Raw genomic sequence first — 25,755 nt, 5'->3', positions numbered from 1 at the left:
AATCATTATCCGTTATTTTTTTCAGCACCCGTCATTAAAAATTTAATCAGTAACGCGAAAACAAACGGAATTGCACTAAGTCCAGTCACCATATAGTGCTCGGCAGTGAATTGGTCACCTTCATCCATGATAATGTAGCCAAAAAATATAGTAACAGGGGCAATAATTGAAAGTGCTATCACTAAATTAAATAATCCTTTCATTTTTTCAATTCCTTCCGATAAATTGTTTTTTTAAAGTATATGCCAATTGGCAAGGTATGCCCAGAACGCCAAAGTTCAAAATCCCATCTGGCAATTGACGTTAAGCAGGGTAAAATTAGTCTTTTAGCATCAATTGATAATACACATGGAACCAGTGCTCATTATTACTCATTTTCCCGATAAGAAAAGTGCGCTTGCTTTGGCAGAAGCTTTGATTGATCAACATTTGGCTGCTTGCGTTAATGCCTTGAGTCCGTGTACATCAATTTACCGCTGGCAAGGTGCTATGGATTCGGCAGAGGAGACTCCGGTGTTGATCAAAACCCAACGGCAACATTATGAACGGGTTGAACAGTTGATCAAGATGATGCATCCTTATGAACTTCCTGAAGTGATTATGGTTCCTATATTGAGCGGATTACCTGCTTATTTGCAGTGGATTGCCGACGAAACAACCTTGATTAAATAATATTGAATACCAATGCGATTACTCCAACTTTTGTTACTGATAGTATGTTTGTCTTGTCCACAAGCTTTTGCTCAGGAAGGTGGATCTTTTAGTTTATTCCAAAAATTGCAAGGATTGGGTATTAATCTGGGTCAAAGCAATCCACAAGAGCTTTTGCCACCGGATGAGGCGTTCAAGATTTCAGTGGAAGTGCGGGATGGAAATACACTCATTGCACATTTGACGCCGGCAAAGGATTATTACCTGTATCGCGATAAAATTGTTTTTGAGCCGAAGCAAGAAGGTATGGTAATTGAAAAAGTTATGCTGCCATCCGGAAAAATGAAAGAGGACATGACTTTTGGCAATACGGAAGTATATTACAGCCCCGTTCAGGCGGTCATTTCATTAACGCGTACGCATCCTGCAAGCGAGCAACCGTTGACACTGGAGGCAACTTATCAGGGTTGTAATGAACCGGTCGGAGTATGTTATGCGCCGATACACAAAGTGATCGATTTGACATTGCCGGCGGTAAAAGCAGCGATTGGAGCGATTGCCGGAGCAGTGAGTAGCCAAGCTACGGCGGCGGGAATCGATACCACTGCTGAATTGTTTCAGATGCCATCCCGATCACCTGCGATTGAAACCGAATCGTACAAAATTGAGCGTATGTTTGAAACGGGCGATTATTGGCTCATTCTTTCAGGATTCTTCGTGGTTGGTTTGTTTCTCTCATTCACACCTTGCGTGTTTCCGATGTTTCCGATTTTATCAGGGATTATTGCCAATCACGGGAAGAATGTAACAAAGCGTCATGGGTTTCTCCTGGCGCTGGCTTATGTACTGGGTATGGCGATTACGTATGCGATTGCCGGTGTGGCAGCCGGATTATCAGGTGCGATGTTGTCTGCGGCCTTGCAAAATGCTTGGGTACTTGGCACGTTTGCAGTGATATTTGTATTGCTATCCTTTTCCATGTTTGGTTTTTATGAGCTGCAACTGCCCGGAACGTTACAAACCAGGTTATCTGAGGAAGCTGGCCAGCTGAAAGGCGGACATTTAACCAGTGTATTCGGTATGGGGGCATTGTCTGCGTTGATTGTCGGCCCCTGTGTTGCTGCGCCGCTGGCAGGTGCTTTGCTATATATTAGCCAGACCCGGGACGTGGTTCTGGGCGGTTCGGCATTATTTGTCATGGCTCTGGGCATGGGGATGCCGCTGTTGCTGTTGGGAACATCGGCCGGTGCTTTACTGCCGAAAGCTGGTGCATGGATGGAGTCGATCAAGCAATTCTTTGGCGTGCTGCTACTTGCGGTTGCAATCTGGATTATTTCTCCGGTGATTAACGAAGTTGTGTATATGTTGTTATGGGCTGTGCTGTTGATCATCTCCGCAATTTATCTGCAGGCGATTGATCCATTGCCACAAAGGGCCTCGGGTTTACAAAAATTTTTCAAAGGTGTGGGTGTCATTGCTTTGCTGGTGGGTGTTGCATTGTTGATCGGTGTTTTGTCCGGTAGCCGGGATGTTTTGCAGCCACTCTCGAAACTCAACCTAGCGGATGCGACAAACCCTGGCTTTGGAGAAACTGTACCCGCGGGTTATGCAACCCTGCCGTTTCAGCGGGTAAAAACCATTGCTGAACTGGATGAACAGATCCAGTTATCGAGAGATAAATACATCATGGTCAGGTTTCATGCCGATTGGTGTGTTTCATGTAAAGAAATGGATCGATTTACGTTCTCCGATGCTAAAGTTCAAGCTCGACTGAAAGAAGTGGTTTTGCTGGAGGTTGATGTCACGGAGGGCACTCCGGATGATACCGCGTTACTTAGACGGTTTAAATTGTTTGGGCCACCGGGTATTTTATTTATTGATCGTCAAGGCTATGACATTCCTGATATTAAGATCATTGGATTTCTCAACAACAATGATTTCTTGACGGTGTTGAACGCTGTTCTGATTTAAAGCTACGCTACCGCAATCAATCCGTCGCAGTGTTCTATCAAAACATTTTCTAAGGATGAAACAATGTCGAAGTTTAAGCAGATAATTTTGTATTCTTGCGTCGCAATTTTCGCTCTGGGGGCGGGATCATTCTTGCGCACCTTGCTGTCTGAGGCGTATCAAACTGAATTGTCCAGTGAAGAAAGCCAGCAAGGCGCTCAAGCTATTCTTTCTGCGAGCTTGCCAGATTTGCAAGGAGAAAATCAAGAGGTTTCGCAGTGGTTGGGAAAAGTCATGGTAGTGAATTTTTGGGCTACCTGGTGTACACCGTGTCGCGAGGAAATTCCAGAATTCATTGAAGCGCAAAAAAAATATGGAGAGCAAGGGTTGATTTTTATCGGTATTGCCATTGACCAAACCGATAAAGTCAAAATGTTCAGTCAGGAATTTGGCATCAATTATCCGGTATTGGTGGGCAGTTTTAATACCTGGTCATTGTTAGAAGCCGCGGGAAATCGCCATTCTGCGCTACCCTATACTGTGGTAATCAATCGCTCAGGGGAGCTGGTCGAAAACTATTTGGGGCGTGTTAATCTAAAAAAGCTGGAAAAAATGATCATTCCATTGTTGAATGAACCACCGAAAATCGAGCCATCCATACAAACCAGCTAAAAATGTTATTGGGATAAAATAATGTCAGTCAAAAAATAAATACATCAATGCATAATCGACTCAAGTTACTTTGCCAAAAAAACAATCTCCATCAAAGATAATGATGTAATATTATCAACAGGAATGGAATGCTTTGTTCATTGACGTTCATGCGAGCTACTCTGTCCATACATTACCTCGCATTTTGATTGTTGCTAATACTTACCAGAGGGTTCAATAATAACCTGCTGAGCTTTTTTGATTGAATGTAATTCTGAAGGTTGGACGGCAAGGGTTTCAAATCTAAGTGTGAGGAGGATATTTTTCCGATAATCATTTAGGAGGCCTCATTATGATGCGACGAGATAGCGGTTGTCATTTCATTGTTTTTTTCTTAGTTATCCAAATATTCATTTTTTCAGGCTGTGCATCGACTCCTGAACAATTGCTGATGGAAGAAAAATTCAATGATGTGCGTATTACCACAAAAGTTTATGAAGCAATCATCGATGAACCATCGTTGAGACGCTTTGATATCAATGTCAGAACAATTAAAGGCGTTGTAGAACTCAGTGGTTATGTAAGCTCCCGTGACGATATGGACAAAGCAATTGCAATTGCCCGTGCTATTGATGGCATAAAATCAATCAAGAATGATATGCTGATCGGGTCAATTTACGATGATTACTGATTAGTTTGTGCAAATAGATGCCGAGTGGACAAATACAGTTGTCATTGATATGTTTAGCTATTCACTGACACATTATAAATGTTACCCGAGAAACATTTGCAAGTAATTCATCAAGGAATCTATGAATAAACTGCACATATCATCCAAGCGTAGAGTATGTTGATAATCAGTACAATTAACTTCCTGCTAAGTTTGGAATAACAGTCATTCAGCGATTCCTTAATCTCTGCGGGTTTAATTCCCCGCCCCCTTGGGGCGAAAGCTGGTTGAAAACCAGCAGATTGTAGAGCGCAGTTAATACCCCGCTGCTTGCGGCGGGGTGCTTTATTAAAAGTAGAAGCTTGCTTTGTTGAGTTGAAATGCTCTTAGCTGACATAGTTCTAATTATTCATTTTCTTTATGTCCTTTTTGTGGTGGGGAGCTTGCCGATCATCTGGGTAGGCGCGTGGTTGAAGCTGATGTTTGTCAGAAACCCTTGGTTTCGCTATCTGCATCTTGTCGCTATTTTATTCGTTGTGGCTGAATCACTACTGGGTATCGCTTGTCCATTAACCCTATGGGAAAATAGCTTGCGCCAGATTGAAACGGACAAGAGTTTTATTCAGCATTGGCTTCATTTCATAATATTCTACAATGTGCCAGAGCCAATCCTGGTTATTGTCTATAGCTTGTTTGCTGGTCTGGTGGCAATGACTTTCAAATGGGTACCGCTCAGACGTATAAATGCCGATTAGCTTTGCGGAACCAGGGGACGATCGGTTGCTTCTTCTGCTCCAAGAGCAAGCATTTCTTCAATATTGGATTCAAATGTTTCTTCGTCAAATGCCGTGTCGCCGTTTTCGAAAGGCTGATCCTGCGCTTGGAGACTAACGAAATTGTAGTGTGAGGTATCGGCTAGATGCGATAGCTGGATATTTTGTATCGAACGGAACATAGTTTCCAGTCGACCTGGAAATTTTTTATCCCATTGCTGCATCATTTCTTTGATTGCTTGACGTTGCAGGTTTTTTTGTGATCCGCACAGATTACAGGGAATAATCGGGAAATCTGAAATTTCTGCATATGCTGTCAGATCCTTTTCCTTGCAATAAGCCAGTGGCCGGATAACAATGTGCCTGCCATTATCACTAACCAGTTTGGGCGGCATCGCTTTGAGCTTACCTCCGTAAAACATATTCAGAAATAGGGTTTCTAGGATATCATCGCGATGATGCCCCAATGCAATTTTAGTGGCTCCAAGTTCACTGGCCACACGATATAGCACACCACGACGTAACCGCGAGCACAAGCTGCAGGTGGTTTTTCCTTCGGCAATCACACGCTTAACAACGCTGTAGGTATCCTGTTCCACTATCTGGAAAGGCATACCAATTTGTGTCAAATAATTGGGTAATACCTGCTCAGGAAAACCTGGCTGTTTTTGATCCAGGTTCACTGCGATCAGTTCAAAATTCACTGGGGAATGAATTTGAAGATTGCGAAGGATGTCCAGCAATGCATAGCTGTCTTTACCTCCGGACAAACACACCATGATTCTGTCGCCCGCTTCGATCATGTTGAAATCAGCAATGGCTGTTCCTACTTGTCGTCTCAAGCGTTTTTGTAGTTTGTTAGCATTATATTGTTGTTTTTTAATCATACTTTACGAAGATGCTGAGGAACTAAAAATTTATTGATAGTAGGGTAGGTTTAGCAGAATATTAGACAAATGAATTGGAACAATTTAGCATAACCGAATTCTAAGCAAGATGGATAAACGAGTTCAGGAATTATTTTCAGGAGAATTCTATGAGTAGAATTATACCATTGGTGATCTTGGTCTTGTTTTCAACCGATAGTTACTCGACTGCAAATCATTCCAATTTGGAATTCGATATTGGTAGACCGGGCGATTTAGATAAAGTGTCACGCATTATTAAACTGACGCAGGTGGATAATATGTTTTTGCCCGCTGAAGTTGCAGTAAATGAAGGTGAAACGATCCAGTTTGTGATCAAAAATGGCGGTAATCACACGCATGAAATGTTGATAGGTTCGATGGCAGAACTTAAAAAAGTTGCTAAGATGCGAAGTATGTATCCTGAAAAGGAGCACACTGAAGCCCATTTGCTACAACTGGAGCCTGGTGAGCAAAAAGAATTGATCTGGCAATTTACGAGTGCAGGAGTCATTGATTTTGCCTGTCCTTTGCCTGGTCATTTTAAAAAAATGCGTGGAAAAATTATTGTGGAGAAAAAATGAAAATACGAATAAGAACACTATTAGTTGAGTCGATCATCACATTCAGCTTGTTGGGTGTTGCTACACAGGCCTTAGCTACAGCAACCGTAGAAGTTTATAAAAGCCCAACTTGTGGATGTTGCGCTAAATGGGTTGACCATATGCGCGACTACGGCTTTACCGTAAAGACACACGATGTAGGTAATAAAGAGATCAGAAAGAAATCGGGAATCTCAGAAACGGTTGGCTCATGTCATACGGCACTGGTGAATGGCTATGCGATCGAAGGACATGTGCCAGCGCCCGATATCATCAGGCTGCTCAAAGAAAAACCGAAAGCGATAGGATTGGCTGTTCCAGATATGCCGCATGGATCTCCTGGTATGGAAGGATCCCGTAGCGATCCCTATAATGTTTTCTTGCTCAAAGAACGTGATCAAACTCGTACGAATGCTACTATCTATAACCGTTATGATCCATATGCCAAAAAAACCGAGCCATTACCGCAAAATTTGGAAGTAGAGAATAGAAACAGTTCAGTCATGCGCTTAAAATAAGCATTTTAATTTCATGAGAATGCGACATTTTCTGATTTATGCTGCGGCAATGGTATTAATTGGGTGCGGGAATTTTTTTTCTACAGACCTTGCGCTGGGGCAGCATCAGATTGACCCCAAGACAGGATTGATAATAAGAAATTTAGATGATGCGCAAATCGTGCGTGGAGAAGCTGTTTATGCAACCCATTGCGTAGGCTGCCATGGCCCCAATGGGGAAGCGACGCCACATTGGCGCAAGCCGAATTCTGAGGGTAAATATCCGCCGCCCCCGTTGGACAGTTCGGCGCATGCTTGGCATCACTCCACTGATGTTCTGAAAAAAACAATTCTCAAAGGAACTCCTCCAGACATAGGTTCGATGCCTGCCTGGGAGGGGGTACTGACAGAGCAGCAAGTCGATGATGTGATCGTATGGATAAAGTCTTTATGGTCGAATGAAATTTATGATATTTGGTACAAAAATTTTGAAACTAAATAACCAGTAAATAAGTTTTAAAAGAATTATTCTCCCGGCTTTTTTGCGAGTGATCGGATTTGCTCGAAAATTGCTTGTTTTTCATCTTCCAGTTCCCGGTAGCGTGCATAAAGATGATCCAAATCCGTTGTATATTTGTCAATTCGTTCTTGTTTTTCCTGCTTAAGTTGAATTAAGTCTTCATAGTTTGGAATCGGAATGCTCTGCGAGGGTGAATTGGGCAGTCTTACAGCTTGAGGAACTTCTGCCATTTCGTTACGGCGCAACTCCTGAATCATCAGAAATTGCTGATAGGTTGATTGAGATTCCTGTTGTATGCGCGTTAAGGTTTTTTCAAGCGCACGCACTTGTGCCTCTTGATCAAGCGCTTCTGTATTCGCCCAAATTGCATCGGCGAAAACAAAAAATAACAATAAAAGAATAAATTGCATGGTATGAAAATTAATAAATAAATTGTCGTTTTGCTTGTATTTTAAATGCATGACGACAGGGTTGTATTATTCAATAAGAATTTTCCAAAATGCTATTGATTCTACACTCATTATCAATGGAGTGAATTTCTATTTAAGAGTTCTACAAACCAAAACGCTTTTATTCCTCATGGTATTGATACCGACCATAATTGATAATCTTGATTACAATGATCAGGTCGTTTTACCGCTGCCATCAAAAACAAGACTCGCTTCTATATGGTGATTGTAAAGAACATAAAGTCTGATTGAAGATAGTAATTGTTGCTGATCTGCTTAGTCAATCAAATAGTCTATATATGTGTGATGATCGGATGTACCCGGTGGAAATCGCTTATTGTCTGATGCCGATTCAAATATGAAGTGCAACGCCTGATGTGAAGAATAGCTGATTAGGTGTTCTGTATCCAAGCCGTTTTCTAGGTCGATTGTTCAATCTTTCCATTGCTGTATTTATCTCCTGTCGTGTAATCGTGGTGAAGTCGCTGTTTTTGGGGAAGTACTGCCGAATTAGTCCATTGGTATTCTCGTTCGTTTCTCGTTCCCATGAAGCGTAAGGGTGGGCGAAATAGAAGTCCGCGTCCAGTTGTTTGCTGATCTCCTCGTGTCCGGCGAATTCCCGCCCGTTGTCGGAAGTAATCGTATGCACCCGTTTTTGGTGTGGCTTGAGCAGGCGAGTGGTTGCTTTTATCACTGCCTCGGCGGTCTTCCGCTCCACCTTGCGAATCAGCGTGTATCCCGTCTTTCGCTCGACCAGACTGACGATGGCCTGCCGGTGGTTCTTGCCGATGATGGTATCTGCCTCCCAGTCGCCGATACGACTTCTAGCATCGACGATAGCCGGACGTTGCTCAATGGATTGGCGGTTGGGGATGATGCCGCGCCGGTCTGTCTTGCCATAACGCTTTCGGCGCTGCTTCTGACAGCGCAGATTCTTCCAAAGAATGCCACCGTTTCGTTTGTCGGCATAAACCCTCTGGTACACTGTCTCAATGCTGATGTCTGCATAGTTGCTGATCGGGTCTGGGCTCCATTGCAGCATGAGTTTCTCTTGTGCAAATTGCCCGGTTGCATCGTCTATCGCCCGCGCATTGATGGCTTTCCGCTCGACTGCTTTGTTATGCGCCTGGTTGGGGTGATAGCCACGCGCCCCGCGGTTACGGGCTAACTCTCAGCTGACAGTTGATACGCTTCGGTCGATGACGGTGGCGATCTCGCTTTGTGTGTGTCCCGCTTTCTTCAAGACGTATATCTGGTATCGCTCTTCTCGGGTTAGGTGTGTGTAGTTCATCTTTGCAATTTCGACTGGATGGTCAAAAAGGCTCAGATGCTACCGCATCCAACCCCCCTGACCTGCGTTATTCAAAATTGCACTTCAAACTTGAATCCGCCTGATTATTAACTAACAGGTCTTTTTAATTTAAGACTTGAATCTTAGATCGATAACAATGTGCTTGATCAGTTAAGCTTTTAAAGAAAGTGGATTGACTCTGGTAGCGGCAGCAAAACGACTGTCGTTATCCCAAGGGACACTAAAGAACTGGGTTTATGTTGACACACGAGGGGAATTCGCTGCAATAGGCAAGCATCAGTCAGCTACTGGCTGAACTTGAGTTAGAGCTATCCGGTTGTGCGCTCATGTGTCGGGTACTTGATGTATCCGAGAGCGGCTTTCAGCAAGAAGGATTAGGCTATCTACTCGCAGCTTAATCAATGGACTCATTTTTGACAGCACACTTTAAAATAGGAATTTTTCTTGATTTTGCAAAGATTTCAGAAAGTATCGCAAGAAAAACCCATCACTTTGAGGCGCGGGATACATTGCCAATCTCGGCTTCCAGGTTAAGCAAACCAATCTCGTGTGTGATGACATTGTGTTGGACACTACTTATGGGATTACTCCTTTGCGCTTTCACGCTTGGTTGATAAAGATTCGCACCTTTATCAAACTGGGTAGTAAGCCCACCCTTTAGCAAGACCTACTGTCTGATCAAATCTGAATTACTACATGTTAATGAAATACTTCGTATATCGGGATCATAAAATACAGCACCGCTATCTGACACAAGAAAAAAATTCATATTATTCTCTGATTTCCTGTTCAATTTGGTCAGCCGTTACATGGCGCACATCTTTGCCTTTTACCATGTAAACAACATACTCTGACATGTTTTTTGCATGATCTCCAATACGTTCTATTGCTTTGGCGATAAATACTATTTCCAGGCACGTAGAGATTTTTCTTGGATCTTCCATCATAAACGTAATTAATTGACGCAAGATAGAACGAAACTCCTCATCTACAAACTCATCTTGTCTGACAATTTGTGCGGCTGCATTTAAATCCAATCGAGCAAAGGAATCAAGCGCTTTATGCAACATGTCCATTGCAATACTGGCGACATGTTTGATTTCATTGAAGCGCGGAATGTGCATACGATCAGATGAGTATATCAACTTCGCCATCCGAGCAATTTTCGCCGCCTCGTCACCGATGCGTTCTAGATCAGTAATCGTTTTAATTACCATCATGATCATACGTAAATCACTGGCGGTTGGTTGGCGACGCGCAATGATCTGGTTACAGATTTCATCAATCGATACTTCCATGGCGTTGACACGATGATCACGTGTAATGACCTGATCGATAAGCTCTTCGTTACCACTCGTCAATGCCTCTATTGCATACTCGATTTGCTCTTCAACGAAACCACCCATCTGCAAGACGCGTGTACGAACTTCTTCAAGATCAGCATCAAATTGCTTAGAAATATGCTCTTTATTTGCCATATCGCGCGCCTTTGGTTGGTAGCGAAGAATACAGTTCTTGGCTACTGAATATTAAAAGTCAAATAGAAATTACACGTATGCCGTTATCTGTTCCCAATAATAGCGTATCCGCCCCACGTCGTGCAAAAAGACCATTGGTTACAACACCGGCAATTTGATTAAGCGTAGTTTCCAGTTCAATAGGGTTCATAATTTGTAATCCGTGTACGTCCAGTATGATATTGCCATTATCCGTGACGAAGTCGTGACGTAAAGCCGGATGCCCACCCAAATGAACAATTTCACGCGCAACATAGCTGCGCGCCATCGGGATGACCTCTACAGGCAAAGGGAAGTTGCCAAGAATATTTACTAACTTGCTCTGATCAGTAATGCAAATAAATTTCTGTGCTACCGCGGCAACGATCTTCTCTCGTGTCAATGCGCCACCGCCACCCTTGATCATATGCAAATTCTCAGTGATCTCATCTGCACCGTCAACATAAACAGGGATATCAATAACATTATTGAGATCATATACTTCGATGCCATGTTCCTTAAGTCTTTGTGCCGTTGCATCGGAACTCGCAACAGCCCCTTCAATTTTATGTTTGATTTTAGCCAGCTCATCAATAAAATAGTTAGCGGTGGAACCTGTCCCTACTCCAACAATACAATCAACTGGAATATATTGAATTGCAGCAATCGCTGCTGCACGTTTCTGTTCGTCTTGTGTCATGATGCCCTTTACGAAAATGATAATATCGTTATCAGGATAGCGTTATCTGTTAATTTAGACAATGCTTCTATTACTTAGAGAATAAATTGTGGAGTACTCTCAAAAAGGAAATGAAATCTGATGATTGGTTGAAGCTGGGGATATAGGTGATGTTTTAGCGACTAATAAGTGATTTCTTCTAAGGATTTAACCAGTATCCTTTGGACTTTGACGGAGTCAGAATTTAACTCGTACTGAAGCGATATTGCACTCTATTTAATCCGAATTCTATGATCAATCATGCAATTTTGTGATTGATCATAGAATTTAATTTGGTTGATTATTTAATAATGGCGTTCAATTCGCCTTTAGTATAACGATTAGCCATATCTTCGAGTGAAACTGGCTTGATTTTTCCTGCTTGTCCTGCACAACCAAAAGCTTCGAAGCGCGCTTTGCAAATATCCTTAGCGGCAGCAGTCGCTTCTTTCAGGAATTTGCGCGGATCAAAATTGCTTTTGTCTTTTTCCAAACTACGGCGGATTGCGCCAGTCATAGCCAGGCGAATATCGGTATCGATATTGATCTTACGCACACCATATTTGATGCCTTCTTGGATCTCTTCTACCGGAACACCATAGGTTTCTTTGATGTCGCCGCCATACTGACGAATAATATCCAACCAGTCTTGCGGTACTGAGCTGGAACCGTGCATTACCAGATGAGTATTAGGAATGCGCGCATGGATTTCTTTGATGCGTTGAATCGCTAGAATATCGCCTGTAGGTTTACGGGTAAACTTATAAGCACCATGCGAAGTTCCAATCGCAATGGCCAATGCATCCACACCGGTTTTGCGCACGAAATCGGCGGCTTCTTCAGGGTCGGTAAGCAATTGATCATGGGATAAAACACCCTCTGCACCGTGTCCATCTTCCGCTTCACCCATGCCGGATTCCAGTGAGCCTAGGCAACCCAGCTCGCCTTCCACGGAAACACCGACTGAATGCGCAATATTAACAACATCCGCCGTGACGTTGACATTGTATTCATAAGTGGACGGTGTTTTGGCATCGGCTTGTAAAGAGCCATCCATCATTACACTCGAGAACCCACTGCGGATCGCGTTGACACAAACCGATGGAGACGCGCCGTGATCCTGGTGCATTACAATAGGAATATGTGGATAAGCTTCTACTGCAGCAGCAATTAAGTGGCGCAAGAATGCTTCGCCGGCATATTTTCTTGCACCGGCGGAACCCTGCATGATCACCGGACTATTGCATTCATCCGCTGCTTGCATGATTGCCTGGATTTGCTCCAGATTATTGACATTAAACGCAGGCAAGCCATAGCTGTTTTCTGCCGCATGATCGAGTAATTGTCTTAATGATACAAGTGCCATTTAGATCTCCTTAATTATTAAATCATCTGAATAAATTCTGTAAGTATTAGTATAAGCGATTATTTTGTATGAATACGTTTGATTCTTTTTACTGTAACTGTGCGTATATTTATCTATGCTGTCCCGGTGGCAGATATTTTAATTTGTATCAATGCCTTGCCTTGTTTTCCATTCACCAACCCTAATAATTTTCATGGTATTGGTACCCCCCGTCTTACCTACCGGCTCACCTATTGTCATCACCATAATATCACCACTGCGCACCACCCCGCGGTCGAGTAATTCCTGCTCGGCCAGATTCAGAATCTCTTCCGGGTCATTCAATCCTTCACCAAATTCTACGGGGTAAACACCTCTGAACAAGGTAACTCTTCTGCGCGTTTCTTCGTTCGGGCTTAACGCAAAAATAGGCACCTTGGAACTCCTGCGCGACATCAGCAATGCGGTCACGCCGCTTTGCGTCAATGCAGCAATCGCACGAATCTGCAGGCCACCCGCAGTATACATCGTGGCACGCGCAATCGCTTCTTCGATGGTTGCCGGATTAATATTCTGCATTCGCCGATCAATGCTAACCAGATATTCCTTTTCCGCTTCCAAACAAACCCTGGCCATGGCTTCCACTGCTTCCACCGGATATTCACCGGCAGCCGATTCCGCCGATAGCATGACTGCATCAGTACCATCGAGTACCGCATTGGCTACATCCGATACTTCAGCGCGCGTTGGAATCGGATTAGTAATCATCGATTCCATCATTTGCGTTGCAGTCACAACAATTTTATTATTTGCCCGTGCCGAGCGTATCATTCTTTTTTGTAACGCTGGAACAGCAGCATCACCTACTTCAACTGCCAAGTCTCCACGTGCCACCATGATTGCGTCCGAAGCTTCGAGTATATCATCCAACGCAAGAATAGCTTCTGAGCGTTCGATTTTGGCCATAATCATGCCTTTACCCCCTGCTTCTTGCAGCAATGAGCGCGCCTGTCGTATATCGTCACCCGAACGGACAAATGATACCGCCAGATAATCCGCGCCAAACTCAGCAGCCGTTCTGATATCCTCTAAATCCTTGCCAGTCAGAGCCGGAGCGCCTAGTCCACCACCTTTACGGTTAATACCTTTATTATTTGACAGTATTCCGCCTTGCTCGACTACACAGAATACCTGATGACCTTTTACCTGAGATACCCCCAGAACAATGCGTCCATCATCCAGCATCAGTGTGGCTCCGGTTTCCAAATCACCGGGCAGTTCTTTATAATCCAGACCGACTCGTTCCTGATTCCCCAGCTCACATGCTGCATCAAGAATGAACTGATCACCTACTTCAAGCCTAATTTTGCCGTGCTCAAACTTGCCGACGCGGATTTTAGGGCCTTGCAGATCAGCCAGAACCCCTACAGTAAATCCTGCCGCACGTGCTAATGAGCGTGTCATCTCCACCAGTTCAATATGTTGTTCGCGCGTTCCATGTGAGAAATTAATCCGAACAACATCGACACCGCCCCGGATCATACGTTCCAGAGTTTTCGGATTACCGCTGGAAGGACCCAGTGTAGCTACAATTTTTGTTCTTCGAATCATTATTTTCTAGACGATCAGTTAGCGCGCATTTCCAGGATTTCTACTGCGGGCAGCTTTTTGCCTTCTAAAAATTCTAAAAAGGCACCCCCTGCCGTAGAGATATAAGAGACTTTGTTATAAATATCATATTTTTGAATGGCTGCAATGGTATCGCCGCCGCCTGCCAGCGTGAATGCCTTGGTTTCTGCAATTGCTCGTGCAATCTTCTCGGTTCCGCCACCAAACTGATCAAATTCAAATACACCCACGGGACCGTTCCATACTACCGTGCCGGCTTTCATAATGATATCCGCTAATTCCTGTGCACTTCTTGGACCGATGTCGAAAATCATTTCATCATCTGCCACGCTATCGGCATCTTTCAATACAGCCGGTTCATTAGCATCAAATTTCTTACCAACCACAACATCAACTGCAATCGGGATTGATGCATTGCGTTGGGCCATTTTATCCATCAAATTTTTAGCCGTTGAAACCAAATCGTCTTCACACAATGACTTACCGACATTCTTGCCGGTGGCTTTAAGAAAAGTATTAGCGATGCCGCCGCCAACAACCAATTGATCCACTTTTTCGGACAGCGACTCAAGTACGGTAAGTTTGGTAGAAACTTTCGAACCGCCTACTATAGCAACCATGGGACGAGCCGGATTCAACAGCGCTTTAGTTAAAGCTTCCAGCTCTTCAGTCAGTAAAATTCCTGCACAAGCTATCAGGGCATATTTCGCGATGCCATGAGTTGAAGCTTCTGCACGGTGCGCGGTGCCGAAGGCATCCATTACAAACACATCACATAATTTTGCGTATTTCTGCGCAGTTTCCTCGAGATTTTTCTTTTCCCCTTTGTTAATACGGCAATTTTCAAGTACTACCAACTCTCCAGCAGCAACATCAAATCCACCGTCCATCCAGTCTTTGATTAGTCGAACCGGTTTTCCTAGGCGGTTGGCGATATTATCAGCAACGGGCTTTAAGGAATTTTCTTCGGTCCATATTCCTTCATCAGGACGCCCCAGATGAGAAGTTACCATTACCTTGGCACCTTCTTTGAGGCAATGATTAATCGTCGCCATAGAGGCGGTAATGCGGGCGTCCGAGGTTACTTTGCCATCCTTTACAGGCACGTTTAGATCAGCGCGTATGAATACACGCTTACCTTTTAGGTCAAGGTCAACAAGTTTAATAACAGGCACGATAAACTCCAGAATTGTCTTTAAAAAATATAAAGGATAGCAAACGCTACCCTTTATGTCTTGACGAATTGAATAGTAATTCAGATAGTAATCAAAATCTTAATATTCTTAAGTATGCATCAATCAATACAAATTACTTGGCAACGGTACGAACCATCTCCAATACCTTGGTGGAATAACCCCATTCATTGTCGTACCATGCCACTACTTTAACAAAACTTTTATCCAAGGCCATGCCTGCTTCAGCATCAAAAATAGATGTGCAGCTTTCACCACGGAAATCGGTAGAAACCACTTTCTGATCGGTATAACCCAATACACCTTTCATTGGGCCTTCGGAAGCTTCCTTCATTGCATTACAAATCTCATCGTAACTCGCTTCTTTTTCCAGTTCGACCGTTAAGTCAACCACTGAAACATCTGAAGTGGGGACACGAAAAGCCATGCCAGTCAATTTTTTGTTCAGTTCAGGAATTACCACGCCTACTGCCTTGGCAGCACCCGTTGAAGACGGGATAATATTTTCCAGAATGCCACGTCCACCACGCCAATCTTTATTCGATGGACCATCTACAGTTTTCTGAGTTGCTGTTGCCGCATGCACTGTAGTCATCAATCCCCGTTTAATGCCCCATTTGTCGTTCAATACTTTAGCCATCGGCGCCAAGCAGTTGGTAGTACAGGAAGCGTTGGAAATAATGCTTTCACCTTTATAGGATTTGTCATTTACACCATATACAAACATGGGTGTATCATCCTTTGAAGGGGCAGACATAATGACTTTTTTGGCACCAGCTACCAAGTGCTTTTCGCAAGTTTCCTTGGTCAGGAACAGTCCAGTAGATTCAATAACAACTTCAGCTCCCACTTCGCTCCATTTCAATTCAGCAGGATCTTTAATTGCGGTCAAACGAATTCTTTTGCCATTAACTACTAATGTATTTCCATCAATTGATACATCACCTTGGAAACGGCCATGGACTGAATCATGTTTCAACATATAAGCCAGATAATCAGGCTCTAATAAATCATTAATTGCTACAATTTCAATATCAGAAAAATTCTGTACTGCTGAGCGGAAAACCATACGCCCGATACGACCAAATCCATTAATACCAACCTTTATTGTCATGCTAAAACTCCTTGAATGAAAAACTTATTGCATTCGGATAAACGAAGTGCGTTATCCGAACGCTAGATTCTTTAATTGAATTAGAGAACGCTTTTTACTGTTTTGACTACGTTTTCGACAGTAAAGCCGAAATGCTTGAAAAGCACATCTGCAGGCGCTGATTCACCAAAAGTATCAATCCCCACTACTGCGCCATCTAACCCGACATATTTACGCCAGAAATCCGTCACCCCCGCCTCAATGGCCACGCGTTTGACACCTTTTGGCAAGACACTTTCCTTGTAAGATGGTTCCTGGCGGTCAAAAACATTGGTACAGGGCATGGAAACAACGCGTGCATGAATGCCTTCATCCGCCAACGTTTTCTGCGCATTCACGGCTAAACCGACCTCCGAGCCGGTAGCGATGAGAATAACTTGCGGTTTGCTGTTGTTACTTGCTTCAGCTAATACATAGCCACCTTTCTCAATTTGTTTGATGATTGCCGCGTCTCGTTTTTGAAACGGCAGATTCTGGCGGCTGAAAATTAATGTTGAAGGACCGTCTTTACGCTCGATGGCACGAACCCATGAAACGGTTGATTCAACGGTGTCACAAGGTCGCCATACATCCATATTGGGGATATAACGCAATGTAGCTGTTTGTTCTACCGGTTGATGTGTTGGACCATCCTCGCCCAGACCAATTGAATCATGTGTAAAGACAAAGATGTTACGGATTTTCATCAAAGCGGCCATACGCAGTGCATTACGAGCGTATTCTGAAAACATCAAAAAGGTTGCGCCGTAAGGAATCAGGCCGCCGTGCAACGATAATCCGTTCATCATTGCGCTCATCCCAAATTCACGTACACCATAATAGACGTAATTGCCACCGGCATTATTGTCGACACCTTTGGAACCTGACCATAGTGTCAGGTTGGAACCGGCCAAATCGGCAGATCCCCCAATCAATTCCGGCAGAATGGGCGCTAAGCCTTCAATTGCATTTTGCGAAGCCTTGCGGCTCGCGATGGATTCCGCTTTCGCATTGACTTGATTAATAACATTCTCAACATGACTGCTCCAATTCGCAGGCAATTCTCCCGCCATTCGACGATTAAATTCCGCCGCCTCCGCGGGATGCTTTTCTGCATATTCCGCAAACTTCTGATTCCATTCCATTTCTAGCTTCTGACCTTTCGCTCTTGCGTCCCAGACACTATAAACATTTTGCGGAATTTCAAATGGTGGGTGATGCCAACCAATATGCGGGCGAGTAGCGGCGATTTCCGCATCACCCAATGCGGCGCCATGCACAGAATGGGTATTGGCCATATTCGGAGAACCCAATCCGATGACCGTTTTGCAGCAAATCATCGATGGCTTGTTGTTGACTTGCTTCGCAGCTTCAATCGCAGCTTCAATCGCTACAGGATCATGGCCATTGACATTAGGCACCACATGCCAGCCATAAGATTCGAAACGTTTTGGCGTATCATCGGTAAACCAGCCTTCCACATGACCATCTATGGAAATGCCATTATCATCATAAAAACAGATGAGTTTACCCAAACCCAAAGTGCCGGCTAATGAGCAAGCTTCATGCGAGATGCCTTCCATTAAACAACCATCACCGAGAAAAACATACGTGTGATGATCTACAATATTGTAACCAGGGCGATTGAATTCGGCTGCCAATACTTTTTCTGCCAAAGCCATGCCTACCGCATTTGTGATGCCCTGACCCAAGGGGCCGGTAGTGGTTTCTACACCTGGCGTGTAACCATACTCCGGATGGCCGGGTGTTTTTGAATGGAATTGGCGAAATTTTTTAATTTCTTCCATCGGTAAATCGTAACCGGTCAAATGTAACAAAGCATAAATCAACATGGATCCATGTCCGTTAGATAGCACAAACCGATCACGGTCAACCCAACCCGGATTGCCAGGATTATGACGCAGGTGGTGAATCCACAGTACCTCAGCAATTTCAGCCATACCCATTGGCATACCGGGGTGACCAGAATTGGCTTTTTGCACGGCATCCATCGCCAATGCGCGCACCGCACTGGTCAAATCTTTAAATACCGTCGCGTCAAAATCCTTGAATGTCCCCATCGATACTAGCTCCCTAATTTTTCAGAAAAATAAAATAAATAAAAGTGTACATTATCCCCTAAGATAGGGGATACGACAACTAGAGACCTTCATTTTGTGCCTAAAACCAATTCAGTAGAGAGTAGAGAGTAGAGAGAAAAACCCTATTTGCTGATTAAGCCAATTTGCTCGCAACGAAGTTTTCCAATAATTGATATTTCAATGTAACAGCACAAAAAACTCCATTTTTAAAAAAATACAGTGCAGCGTATAAATTTATTTGGCAGAATTGGGTTATTCGCACATAACCTTTCATCTATCGGGGAATTAAAAATGAAATATAAGAGCCTTCAGGAGTTCAGTGAATATGTGACTGAGCGTAATCCTAATCAACCAGAGTACATGCAGGCGGTTACGGAAGTCATTGAGAGCTTGTGGCCTTTTATAATGGAACACCCACGGTATGCTGAGCATGGTTTGCTGGATCGTTTGGTTGAGCCTGAGCGCGTGATTATATTTCGCGTATCCTGGGTTGATGATCATGGCGAAGTTAAAGTAAACCGGGGTTACCGGGTGCAACATAGTTCTTCCATTGGTCCGTATAAAGGCGGTGTTCGGTTTCATCCCTCGGTGAACCTGTCAATTCTTAAATTCTTGGCGTTTGAGCAAACCTTCAAAAATGCCTTAACAACATTGCCGATGGGCGGCGGCAAGGGTGGTTCCGATTTTGATCCGAAAGGTAAAAGCCCAGGGGAAGTTATGCGGTTTTGTCAGGCTTTTATCAGTGAGCTGTTTCGCCATATTGGTTCGGATACCGACGTGCCCGCTGGAGATATCGGCGTTGGTGGGCGTGAAGTTGGATTCATGGCGGGGATGATGAAAAAATTATCCAATCGAGCTGATTGTGTATTTACCGGAAAAGGATTGAGTTTTGGCGGATCGTTAATTCGTCCGGAAGCAACCGGTTATGGAACGGTATATTTTGCTCAAGAAGTATTACGGCATGCAGGGCGCTATATGGAAGGGATGCGTGTTTCGGTTTCCGGCTCGGGTAATGTAGCGCAATTTGCTGTCGAGAAAGCCATGGCGCAAGGTGCCAAGGTGATTACCGTATCCGACTCCAGTGGCACGATTGTGGATGAAAGCGGCTTTACCCCTGAAAAACTGGCAGTATTGGCGGAAGTAAAAAATCATCTGTATGCACGTCTGGACGAATATGCCAAACGTGTGAATGTTACCTTTTTACCGGGTGAAAAACCCTGGCATGTGCCGGTACAGGTGGCATTACCGTGTGCAACGCAAAATGAAATCACCGGTGCCGATGCGCAAACACTCGTTAATAATGGTGTCATTTGTGTTGCTGAGGGCGCAAATATGCCATCGACAGCTGAAGCGGTCGAGTGTTTTATCCATAACAAAGTACTTTATGCACCGGGTAAAGCAAGTAATGCCGGTGGTGTCGCCACTTCAGGCTTGGAAATGAGCCAAAATGCAATGCGTTTATCCTGGACTCATGAGGAGGTTGATGTTCGCCTGCAAGCAATTATGCAGGCTATTCATAAATCCTGTTTGAAATACGGTACCAAGCCCGACGGCAGCGTTAATTATGTGGATGGCGCCAATATCGCCGGTTTTGTCAAAGTGGCGGATGCTATGCTGGGCCAAGGTATTGTTTAATCATTGTTACCGGTTAATTAGCTGCAGAATTTTTGCGGAAACTTGAAGAATGGTATTGGGCTTTTACAGTGAATATGTGAAAGTCCCATTTTTTGCAAAAAATTTGTTCGATTTCTTGATTGTAAATATCTTCCATTAGAGCCTGTACGGGAAGTCGCTATGAGAAATTACCTTTTGGGATTAATTCTTTTGGTTTTTTCCGGAACGCTATCTGCAAATCAGGACCTTGATTTTATCGCTGCGCGTGAAGCCTTTCAGGCTGGCAATGTGAAACGTTTGGATGAATATTCCATAAAGCTGCAACGCCATGTGCTTATGCCCTATGTGGAATATTTTAAATTGCGTATGAGACTGCAAGCTACTGATATTGCCAATATTCGGTATTTTCTCACACGCTATCAGGGTGATCTGGTGGCGGATCGATTGCGCGGAGATTGGCTCAAGATTTTGGGAAAGAATCAACAATGGACACTCTTTGAAATAGAATATCCGTTGTCAGTGAACAGGGATACCGAGCTTCTATGCTATTACTACCAGAGTCGGCTGAATGCTAAAGATAATTCAGTACTGTCGGAAGTTCGGTCATTATGGTTTACGCCGACCAGTCAGCCTGAAAGCTGTACACCGGTTTTTCGTACGTTAATCTACAGTGAGCAGATTACGCTGGAAGATATCTGGACCCGGATTCGACTTGCATTGGAAGAAGGTCAAACCGGCGTGGCGATGCATATTAGCCGTTATTTGCCTAACAGTGAGTTGTTAAGCAGCACCGATTTGAATAATGCAGCCAAAAATCCACTACGTTACCTCGATACTTTAAAAAATAAAATCAAATCGCGGAGTGACCGCGAAATTGCTTTGTTCGCGCTATTGCGTCTGCTGCGTAATGATACCAATCAAGCCTATGTGCAGTGGTTAAAGATCAAAAATCAGCTTACTCCATTTGATCGTTCTTATTTCCTCGGAAGGCTCGGGTATCGTGCAGCAATGCGGCATGATTCGCGTGCTTTGGATTGGTTCAGAGAAGCTCAGAATACACCGCAAGTCTATCCGCCCTCGGATACCGTGCTTGCCTGGCAGGTACGTGCAGCTTTGCGGCTCGCTCACTGGGATGAGGTGCTGAGAACTATCGAAAAAATGTCACCCGCAGAGCAGCAGATAGATACTTGGCGATACTGGAAAGCGCGTGCATTAATCATCAAGAACCGAATGCAGGATGCAAATAATATCTTAATTCCGCTTAGCGATGAGCATAGTTTTTATGGCCAATTGGCACGGGAAGAATTGGGTACCATGCTCAGTATCGCAGAAAAAACTTATCGCGTAAGTCCTGATGAGGTGTCCGCAATGGAGCGTAGACCCGGCATACAGCGGGCGCTGGCTTTTGCACGCATGAATTTACGTACGGAAGCATTTCGTGAATGGAGTTGGACCGTTCGACAATTTTCCGATGCGGAATTATTGGCTGCATCCGAGGTAGCACGCCGTCAGGGTATGTATGACCGCGCGATCAATACCGCGAACAGAACGATAACGCAGCATGATTTCAGTTTGCGGTTTTTATCTCCGCACCGCGAGGCACTTAGAAATATAGTGCGACGACATGAGTTGGATGAAGCCTGGGTATATGGTTTGATTCGACAGGAAAGCCGCTTCATTGCGGATATTAAATCCCATGCGGGAGCAACGGGCTTGATGCAATTGATGCCGGCTACGGCCGAATGGGTTGCTAAGCAATTAGGTATACCCAATTTCCGTCAAAATCTGGTGGCGGATGTGAATACCAATTTGCAATTAGGTGCGTATTATCTTAAGCATGTGTTGAATACATTGGATAATCAACCGTTGCTGGCTTCGGCTGCCTATAATGCCGGGCCGGGCCGGGCCAGACGCTGGCGCGATGACACCCGGTTACTGGAAGGCGCTATTTATGCTGAGACGATTCCTTTTAACGAAACACGGGATTACGTCAAGAAGGTTTTGAAAAATTCGATGTATTACGCCAAAGTGCTTGATCATGGGCACAATTCGCCAACACTTAAGGAGCGCCTGGGAGCTGTGAAGGCGAAATAATCATTGAAAACTTATCTTGTGGGCGGTTCAGTGCGCGATGAATTACTCGGATTACCGGTCAAGGATCATGATTATGTGGTAGTGGGTGCTTCACCGAAGGAAATGGAATTGCTGGGATACCGTCCGGTGGGGAAGGATTTTCCGGTTTTCTTGCATCCGCAAACAAATGAGCAATACGCATTAGCCCGAACTGAACGAAAAATTTCACTCGGCTACAAAGGATTCGAAGTGTTTACTTCTCCTCAGGTAACCTTGCAGGAAGATCTGGCACGTCGAGATCTCACTATCAATTCGATTGCCAAAGACGAAAACGGCAATATTATCGATCCTTTTAACGGTGTCGCAGATCTGGAAGCTGGCATTTTACGCCATGTCAGCCCGGCATTTTCAGAAGATCCCGTGCGTATTCTCAGAGCCGCACGTTTTGCGGCGCGTTTTGGTTTCCGCATTGCGCCGGAAACAATGATGCTGATGAATAATATGGTGCATAACGGTGAAGTTGATGCGCTGGTACCGGAGCGTGTCTGGCAGGAACTCGCGCGCGGATTGATGGAAAAAACTCCATCCAGAATGTTTTATATGCTAAGGGAATGTGGTGCTTTGGCACGGATTATTCCCGAAGTGGACGTGTTGTTCGGTGTTCCGCAACCGGCGCATGCGCATCCTGAAATTGATACCGGGGTGCATATTATGCTGGTAATTGATTATGCCGCTGCGCAAAACTATTCGCTGCCGGTGCGCTTTGCCGCATTGATGCATGATGTGGGCAAAGGCACAACACCGTTCGAAGAGTGGCCGCGTCATATAGGCCATGAGGCGCGTAGCGTAGAATTGACACAAAATTTGTGTGAGCGTATCAGGATTCCTAAAGAATCGCGGGATCTCGCGTTACTGGTGGCCCGCTATCATGGCGATGTACATCGGGCGGAAGAGCTCAAACCGTCTACCTTGGCGAATATGCTGCAAATAGTCGATGCTTACCGTAAACCGGAACGATTTGAAGAATTTTTACAGGCTTGCGCATGCGATTTTCATGGCCGTCCAGGTTATGCAATCAAGCCTTATGCGCAGGCTGATCGATTTCGAAAAGCATATCTTGCGGCAAAAAAAGTGGATGCGGGCGCAATTGCCGCTGAACTCAAGCAGAATTTATCTGAGTCAACTGCATTGCCTAGCGCTATTAATACCAAAGTACGTTTAGCGCGCATAGCCAGAATAAAGGCTGAATTGGCTTATAGCCGATAAATGCACGTTTTTTTAATTGCGACGCTTCATTCTTTGTTATCGGGTATCATGACTTACAGCTTTGCCAGTTTGAGTAGCGGATATTAATGATTGATTCAAGGAGAAAATAATGTCCTTTCATCTATTCCATATCAATGAAGTGTTTTCAAACGCAACGGGCACTGTTCAGTTCATCGAATTTGTCGGAGACGCCAATATCCAGCATTTCTGGGCAGGGCACTCAATTATTTCAACCAATGGCATCACCTCCAATACTTATAATTTTGGCACCGATCTTCCCGGTTCTGCAACCGCTGGCAAGGCAGTATTGGTTGCCACTCAGGGATTTGCGGATTTAGGAATAGTTGCGCCAGACTATATCATTCCAAATGGTTTTTTATTTACTGCCAATGGCGCCATAAATTTTCCCGGAATGATTGGGGGCGCGATTTCTTATGCTGTACTTCCGGCTGACGGGACAACATCATTGAACCGTGATGGCTCGACAGGCGTCAATTCTCCGACCAATTTTGTGGGCAACACAGGTACGATATTCAGTAATGTCATCTCAGGGACCAATGGCGCGGACAATCTTACAGGTACGCCAGGTGCTGATATTATTAATGCCGGGGATGGTTTGGACAGGCTGAACGGTGTGGGTGGAAATGATACTCTGGAGGGCGGCCTGGGTATCGATACAGCAATTTACAGCGGTAATCGTGCCGGCTATACCATTGCAACGATTTCTTCGGGATTTAATATTTCCGGTTCGGAGGGAGACGATATGCTATCCGGTATTGAGCGGCTACAATTTGCAGATACGAAACTTGCAATGGACCTCAATAACGGACAAGCTGCTAACAACACTGCCCGAATCATTGGCGCAGCTTTTGGTGTGCCTGCGATTACAGAACATCCGGATTATGTGACTATAGGGTTAAATTTGTTCGATTCCGGGCAAACCGTACTCGAGGTATCCGAGCTCGCCGTTAATGTGCTGGACTTATCCAATGATGAATTTGTCGATGCAGTCTATCAAAATGTAGTGGGTGTAACACCAACTCAAGCAGTGCATGATTTTTATGTGAGTTTGTTGCAAGGTAGTGGCGGATCATCCACGCAGGCGCAGTTAATGGAAATTGGCGCCAATTCTGTAGAAAATGCATTGAATATCGATCTTGTGGGGCTGGCTCAAAATGGAGTGGTATTTATCTGAGAAAATTATTGAAGAATAAATAAGAACAGCAATTATCAAAAATTTATCCCCATTTGATCGTGAACAAAGAATTCTTTGCGCTTATGATAATTCTTTGGTTTTGACTGTTTCAGTAACCTCACATTGAATACGCTTGGGATCATGCATTGCATCGCTCCAAGCAAGTGAGCGGTAGTCAAAACCATTCTCAATTGTCGGCTTGATAATGTCAAAGTAAGGCGATATATCGAAATCCCTTGGAGTAAAAAGGCTGTGATGGCGGATATGGTAAATATCCGCATAACAATCTGCACGAGTGAGATCATCCGACCATGTACGCTGAATTTCCGGCAGAATTGGATAGCGTACCGATTCGAAGGCTTGTGCGATCAAAGTAGAGCAAATTGCCCGTGTAGGATCGTTACTTCCCAATGCCAGTAAGCGTCTGCGGAATCGTATAGGAACGGGGATCGTTGGGAGTAAATAACGCAAAAGATCGAAGATATGTTTAAGGTCATACCGATGTCCGATACGCGCGATCGCATAGTCGACAATCCGTTTGCGATCATCATTACTCAAGCCAACAGGACGGCAGATCCGGGTGTGCATTTGCGCGTAATGCGCCAGTGTAATGGCGCGTACACCCTCTTTCAGATCAGCCTCAATTAATACTCGGGGGAGTTCCCAGGGAGCGCCATGAGGTAGTACATTACCGATGTAAAGTGCCGCATGCGACCACGTTGATTGCGTCAGGTATTTGATGGCGACACTGACGCGAGTATTTCCCTCCACCAATAGCACATCCCCAGGCCGTAAAGTGGTTGCTAGTTGTTCCTGGCTGATTGTTGCAACCTGAATGCTTTGCCGTATCTGCTTGGTTAAAAACCGCGCCAGTCCACGTCCTATAATTTCAGTTGCTTGTCCCATGAGTTTTTCTTATGAAGCGTAATTCTCGCTATATAAATGTTCAGCACTTAACCTTTTCTCTATTATATGTATCACAATACGTTTTGTGATTAAAAAATCAGTTTGA

General features: G+C 44.4%; 23 protein-coding genes and 1 pseudogene. 12 read left to right on the top strand and 12 right to left on the bottom strand.

The annotated features are described in order from the left end of the window. Nucleotides 1–5: 5 nt before the first annotated feature. A complete protein-coding gene (locus CPG39_RS09735) occupies nt 6–203 on the bottom strand; it encodes a hypothetical protein (RefSeq protein WP_013646203.1) in 198 nt (65 codons plus the stop codon). A 145-nt stretch (nt 204–348) separates the two neighbouring features. On the opposite strand from CPG39_RS09735, the gene cutA reads away from it, so the two are divergent. From cutA to CPG39_RS09710, 5 genes are all read left to right on the top strand, one after another. Beyond that, nucleotides 349–672, top strand: coding sequence for a divalent-cation tolerance protein CutA (cutA, locus tag CPG39_RS09730; RefSeq protein ID WP_096293131.1), 324 nt, complete (start codon nt 349–351; stop codon nt 670–672). A 12-nt stretch (nt 673–684) separates the two neighbouring features. Beyond that, nucleotides 685–2,622 (top strand): protein-disulfide reductase DsbD, encoded by a 1,938-nt coding sequence (gene dsbD / locus CPG39_RS09725; protein ID WP_096293129.1) that lies wholly within the window; start codon nt 685–687, stop codon nt 2,620–2,622. 63 nt (nt 2,623–2,685) lie between these two features. Further along, on the top strand, nt 2,686–3,273 hold the full coding sequence (locus tag CPG39_RS09720) for a TlpA family protein disulfide reductase (RefSeq protein WP_096293128.1): 588 nt from the start codon (nt 2,686–2,688) through the stop codon (nt 3,271–3,273). Nucleotides 3,274–3,604: 331 nt separating this feature from the next. Continuing rightward, nucleotides 3,605–3,943, top strand: a complete 339-nt coding sequence (locus tag CPG39_RS09715) for a BON domain-containing protein (protein WP_013646207.1) — start codon at nt 3,605–3,607, stop codon at nt 3,941–3,943. Nucleotides 3,944–4,356: 413 nt separating this feature from the next. Next, nucleotides 4,357–4,677: a DUF2784 domain-containing protein gene (locus CPG39_RS09710; RefSeq protein ID WP_231990440.1), complete on the top strand. Its 321-nt coding sequence runs from the start codon at nt 4,357–4,359 to the stop codon at nt 4,675–4,677. Here the strand turns inward: CPG39_RS09710 and ttcA are convergent. Further along, complete coding sequence (ttcA, locus tag CPG39_RS09705) at nt 4,674–5,582, bottom strand: tRNA 2-thiocytidine(32) synthetase TtcA (protein ID WP_096293125.1); 909 nt, start codon at nt 5,580–5,582, stop codon at nt 4,674–4,676. The two genes, CPG39_RS09710 and ttcA, sit on opposite strands and share 4 nt — an antisense overlap. Nucleotides 5,583–5,731: 149 nt before the next feature. Here ttcA and CPG39_RS09700 point away from each other — a divergent pair, with 149 nt between their 5' ends. The 3 genes from CPG39_RS09700 to CPG39_RS09690 are packed head-to-tail and all read left to right on the top strand — an operon-like array spanning nt 5,732 to nt 7,201. Then, nucleotides 5,732–6,184 carry a cupredoxin domain-containing protein gene (locus CPG39_RS09700; RefSeq protein WP_096293123.1) on the top strand — a complete coding sequence of 151 codons (453 nt, stop codon included), beginning with the start codon at nt 5,732–5,734 and terminating at the stop codon, nt 6,182–6,184. After that, nucleotides 6,181–6,720, top strand: coding sequence for a DUF411 domain-containing protein (locus CPG39_RS09695; protein WP_096293121.1), 540 nt, complete (start codon nt 6,181–6,183; stop codon nt 6,718–6,720). Before CPG39_RS09700 ends, CPG39_RS09695 begins: the two co-directional genes overlap by 4 nt. A 13-nt stretch (nt 6,721–6,733) precedes the next feature. Beyond that, nucleotides 6,734–7,201 (top strand): c-type cytochrome, encoded by a 468-nt coding sequence (locus CPG39_RS09690; protein WP_096293119.1) that lies wholly within the window; start codon nt 6,734–6,736, stop codon nt 7,199–7,201. Nucleotides 7,202–7,224: 23 nt separating this feature from the next. Here the strand turns inward: CPG39_RS09690 and CPG39_RS09685 are convergent, their stop codons facing one another. From CPG39_RS09685 to tkt, 9 genes and pseudogenes are all read right to left on the bottom strand, one after another. Continuing rightward, nucleotides 7,225–7,680 (bottom strand): hypothetical protein, encoded by a 456-nt coding sequence (locus CPG39_RS09685; RefSeq protein ID WP_231990273.1) that lies wholly within the window; start codon nt 7,678–7,680, stop codon nt 7,225–7,227. Between the two features lie 340 nt (nt 7,681–8,020). Further along, a pseudogene (locus tag CPG39_RS09680) lies at nt 8,021–8,959 on the bottom strand (IS30 family transposase). A gap of 791 nt (nt 8,960–9,750) precedes the next feature. Further along, a complete protein-coding gene (gene phoU, locus CPG39_RS09675; RefSeq protein ID WP_013646214.1) occupies nt 9,751–10,458 on the bottom strand; it encodes a phosphate signaling complex protein PhoU in 708 nt (235 codons plus the stop codon). Nucleotides 10,459–10,516: 58 nt separating this feature from the next. Continuing rightward, a complete protein-coding gene (rpiA, locus tag CPG39_RS09670; RefSeq protein ID WP_172424106.1) occupies nt 10,517–11,176 on the bottom strand; it encodes a ribose-5-phosphate isomerase RpiA in 660 nt (219 codons plus the stop codon). Between the two features lie 319 nt (nt 11,177–11,495). Further along, nucleotides 11,496–12,560, bottom strand: a complete 1,065-nt coding sequence (gene fba / locus CPG39_RS09665; RefSeq protein ID WP_096293116.1) for a class II fructose-bisphosphate aldolase — start codon at nt 12,558–12,560, stop codon at nt 11,496–11,498. Nucleotides 12,561–12,698: 138 nt separating this feature from the next. Then, nucleotides 12,699–14,150 (bottom strand): pyruvate kinase, encoded by a 1,452-nt coding sequence (pyk, locus tag CPG39_RS09660; RefSeq protein WP_096293114.1) that lies wholly within the window; start codon nt 14,148–14,150, stop codon nt 12,699–12,701. A 14-nt stretch (nt 14,151–14,164) separates the two neighbouring features. Next, a complete protein-coding gene (locus CPG39_RS09655) occupies nt 14,165–15,343 on the bottom strand; it encodes a phosphoglycerate kinase (protein ID WP_096293112.1) in 1,179 nt (392 codons plus the stop codon). 133 nt (nt 15,344–15,476) lie between these two features. Further along, on the bottom strand, nt 15,477–16,475 hold the full coding sequence (gene gap / locus CPG39_RS09650; RefSeq protein WP_013646219.1) for a type I glyceraldehyde-3-phosphate dehydrogenase: 999 nt from the start codon (nt 16,473–16,475) through the stop codon (nt 15,477–15,479). 80 nt (nt 16,476–16,555) lie between these two features. Beyond that, nucleotides 16,556–18,574: a transketolase gene (gene tkt / locus CPG39_RS09645; protein ID WP_096293110.1), complete on the bottom strand. Its 2,019-nt coding sequence runs from the start codon at nt 18,572–18,574 to the stop codon at nt 16,556–16,558. Nucleotides 18,575–18,886: 312 nt separating this feature from the next. On the opposite strand from tkt, the gene gdhA reads away from it, so the two are divergent. The 4 genes from gdhA to CPG39_RS09625 all read left to right on the top strand — a co-directional run bounded on the left by gdhA (nt 18,887) and on the right by CPG39_RS09625 (nt 24,743). Beyond that, nucleotides 18,887–20,230, top strand: a complete 1,344-nt coding sequence (gene gdhA, locus CPG39_RS09640; RefSeq protein ID WP_013646221.1) for an NADP-specific glutamate dehydrogenase — start codon at nt 18,887–18,889, stop codon at nt 20,228–20,230. Nucleotides 20,231–20,389: 159 nt separating this feature from the next. Then, on the top strand, nt 20,390–22,303 hold the full coding sequence (locus CPG39_RS09635; protein ID WP_096293108.1) for a lytic transglycosylase domain-containing protein: 1,914 nt from the start codon (nt 20,390–20,392) through the stop codon (nt 22,301–22,303). Between the two features lie 3 nt (nt 22,304–22,306). Continuing rightward, nucleotides 22,307–23,548: a multifunctional CCA addition/repair protein gene (locus CPG39_RS09630; RefSeq protein ID WP_096293107.1), complete on the top strand. Its 1,242-nt coding sequence runs from the start codon at nt 22,307–22,309 to the stop codon at nt 23,546–23,548. Between the two features lie 109 nt (nt 23,549–23,657). After that, nucleotides 23,658–24,743 (top strand): calcium-binding protein, encoded by a 1,086-nt coding sequence (locus CPG39_RS09625; protein ID WP_096293106.1) that lies wholly within the window; start codon nt 23,658–23,660, stop codon nt 24,741–24,743. 81 nt (nt 24,744–24,824) lie between these two features. Here the strand turns inward: CPG39_RS09625 and CPG39_RS09620 are convergent, their stop codons facing one another. Continuing rightward, the gene (locus CPG39_RS09620; protein ID WP_096293104.1) at nt 24,825–25,649 is read right to left on the bottom strand and encodes a YiiX/YebB-like N1pC/P60 family cysteine hydrolase; all 825 of its coding nucleotides are present in this window, start codon (nt 25,647–25,649) and stop codon (nt 24,825–24,827) included. Nucleotides 25,650–25,755 lie beyond the last annotated feature (106 nt).

Source organism: Nitrosomonas ureae, from assembly GCF_900206265.1.
Classification (GTDB): domain Bacteria; phylum Pseudomonadota; class Gammaproteobacteria; order Burkholderiales; family Nitrosomonadaceae; genus Nitrosomonas; species Nitrosomonas ureae_C.
This window is presented reverse-complemented; position numbering and strand designations above follow the sequence as displayed.

Excerpts from the sequence above, each read along its gene's own strand:
- CPG39_RS09735 (WP_013646203.1), bottom strand. The coding sequence starts at position 203 with ATGAAAGGATTATTTAATTTAGTGATAGCACTTTCAATTATTGCCCCT.
- cutA (WP_096293131.1), top strand. The coding sequence starts at position 349 with ATGGAACCAGTGCTCATTATTACTCATTTTCCCGATAAGAAAAGTGCG.
- dsbD (WP_096293129.1), top strand. The coding sequence starts at position 685 with ATGCGATTACTCCAACTTTTGTTACTGATAGTATGTTTGTCTTGTCCA.
- CPG39_RS09720 (WP_096293128.1), top strand. The coding sequence starts at position 2,686 with ATGTCGAAGTTTAAGCAGATAATTTTGTATTCTTGCGTCGCAATTTTC.
- CPG39_RS09715 (WP_013646207.1), top strand. The coding sequence starts at position 3,605 with ATGATGCGACGAGATAGCGGTTGTCATTTCATTGTTTTTTTCTTAGTT.
- ttcA (WP_096293125.1), bottom strand. The coding sequence starts at position 5,582 with ATGATTAAAAAACAACAATATAATGCTAACAAACTACAAAAACGCTTG.
- CPG39_RS09700 (WP_096293123.1), top strand. The coding sequence starts at position 5,732 with ATGAGTAGAATTATACCATTGGTGATCTTGGTCTTGTTTTCAACCGAT.
- CPG39_RS09695 (WP_096293121.1), top strand. The coding sequence starts at position 6,181 with ATGAAAATACGAATAAGAACACTATTAGTTGAGTCGATCATCACATTC.
- CPG39_RS09690 (WP_096293119.1), top strand. The coding sequence starts at position 6,734 with ATGAGAATGCGACATTTTCTGATTTATGCTGCGGCAATGGTATTAATT.
- CPG39_RS09685 (WP_231990273.1), bottom strand. The coding sequence starts at position 7,680 with ATGCATTTAAAATACAAGCAAAACGACAATTTATTTATTAATTTTCAT.
- phoU (WP_013646214.1), bottom strand. The coding sequence starts at position 10,458 with ATGGCAAATAAAGAGCATATTTCTAAGCAATTTGATGCTGATCTTGAA.
- rpiA (WP_172424106.1), bottom strand. The coding sequence starts at position 11,176 with ATGACACAAGACGAACAGAAACGTGCAGCAGCGATTGCTGCAATTCAA.
- fba (WP_096293116.1), bottom strand. The coding sequence starts at position 12,560 with ATGGCACTTGTATCATTAAGACAATTACTCGATCATGCGGCAGAAAAC.
- pyk (WP_096293114.1), bottom strand. The coding sequence starts at position 14,150 with ATGATTCGAAGAACAAAAATTGTAGCTACACTGGGTCCTTCCAGCGGT.
- gap (WP_013646219.1), bottom strand. The coding sequence starts at position 16,475 with ATGACAATAAAGGTTGGTATTAATGGATTTGGTCGTATCGGGCGTATG.
- tkt (WP_096293110.1), bottom strand. The coding sequence starts at position 18,574 with ATGGGGACATTCAAGGATTTTGACGCGACGGTATTTAAAGATTTGACC.
- gdhA (WP_013646221.1), top strand. The coding sequence starts at position 18,887 with ATGAAATATAAGAGCCTTCAGGAGTTCAGTGAATATGTGACTGAGCGT.
- CPG39_RS09635 (WP_096293108.1), top strand. The coding sequence starts at position 20,390 with ATGAGAAATTACCTTTTGGGATTAATTCTTTTGGTTTTTTCCGGAACG.
- CPG39_RS09625 (WP_096293106.1), top strand. The coding sequence starts at position 23,658 with ATGTCCTTTCATCTATTCCATATCAATGAAGTGTTTTCAAACGCAACG.
- CPG39_RS09620 (WP_096293104.1), bottom strand. The coding sequence starts at position 25,649 with ATGGGACAAGCAACTGAAATTATAGGACGTGGACTGGCGCGGTTTTTA.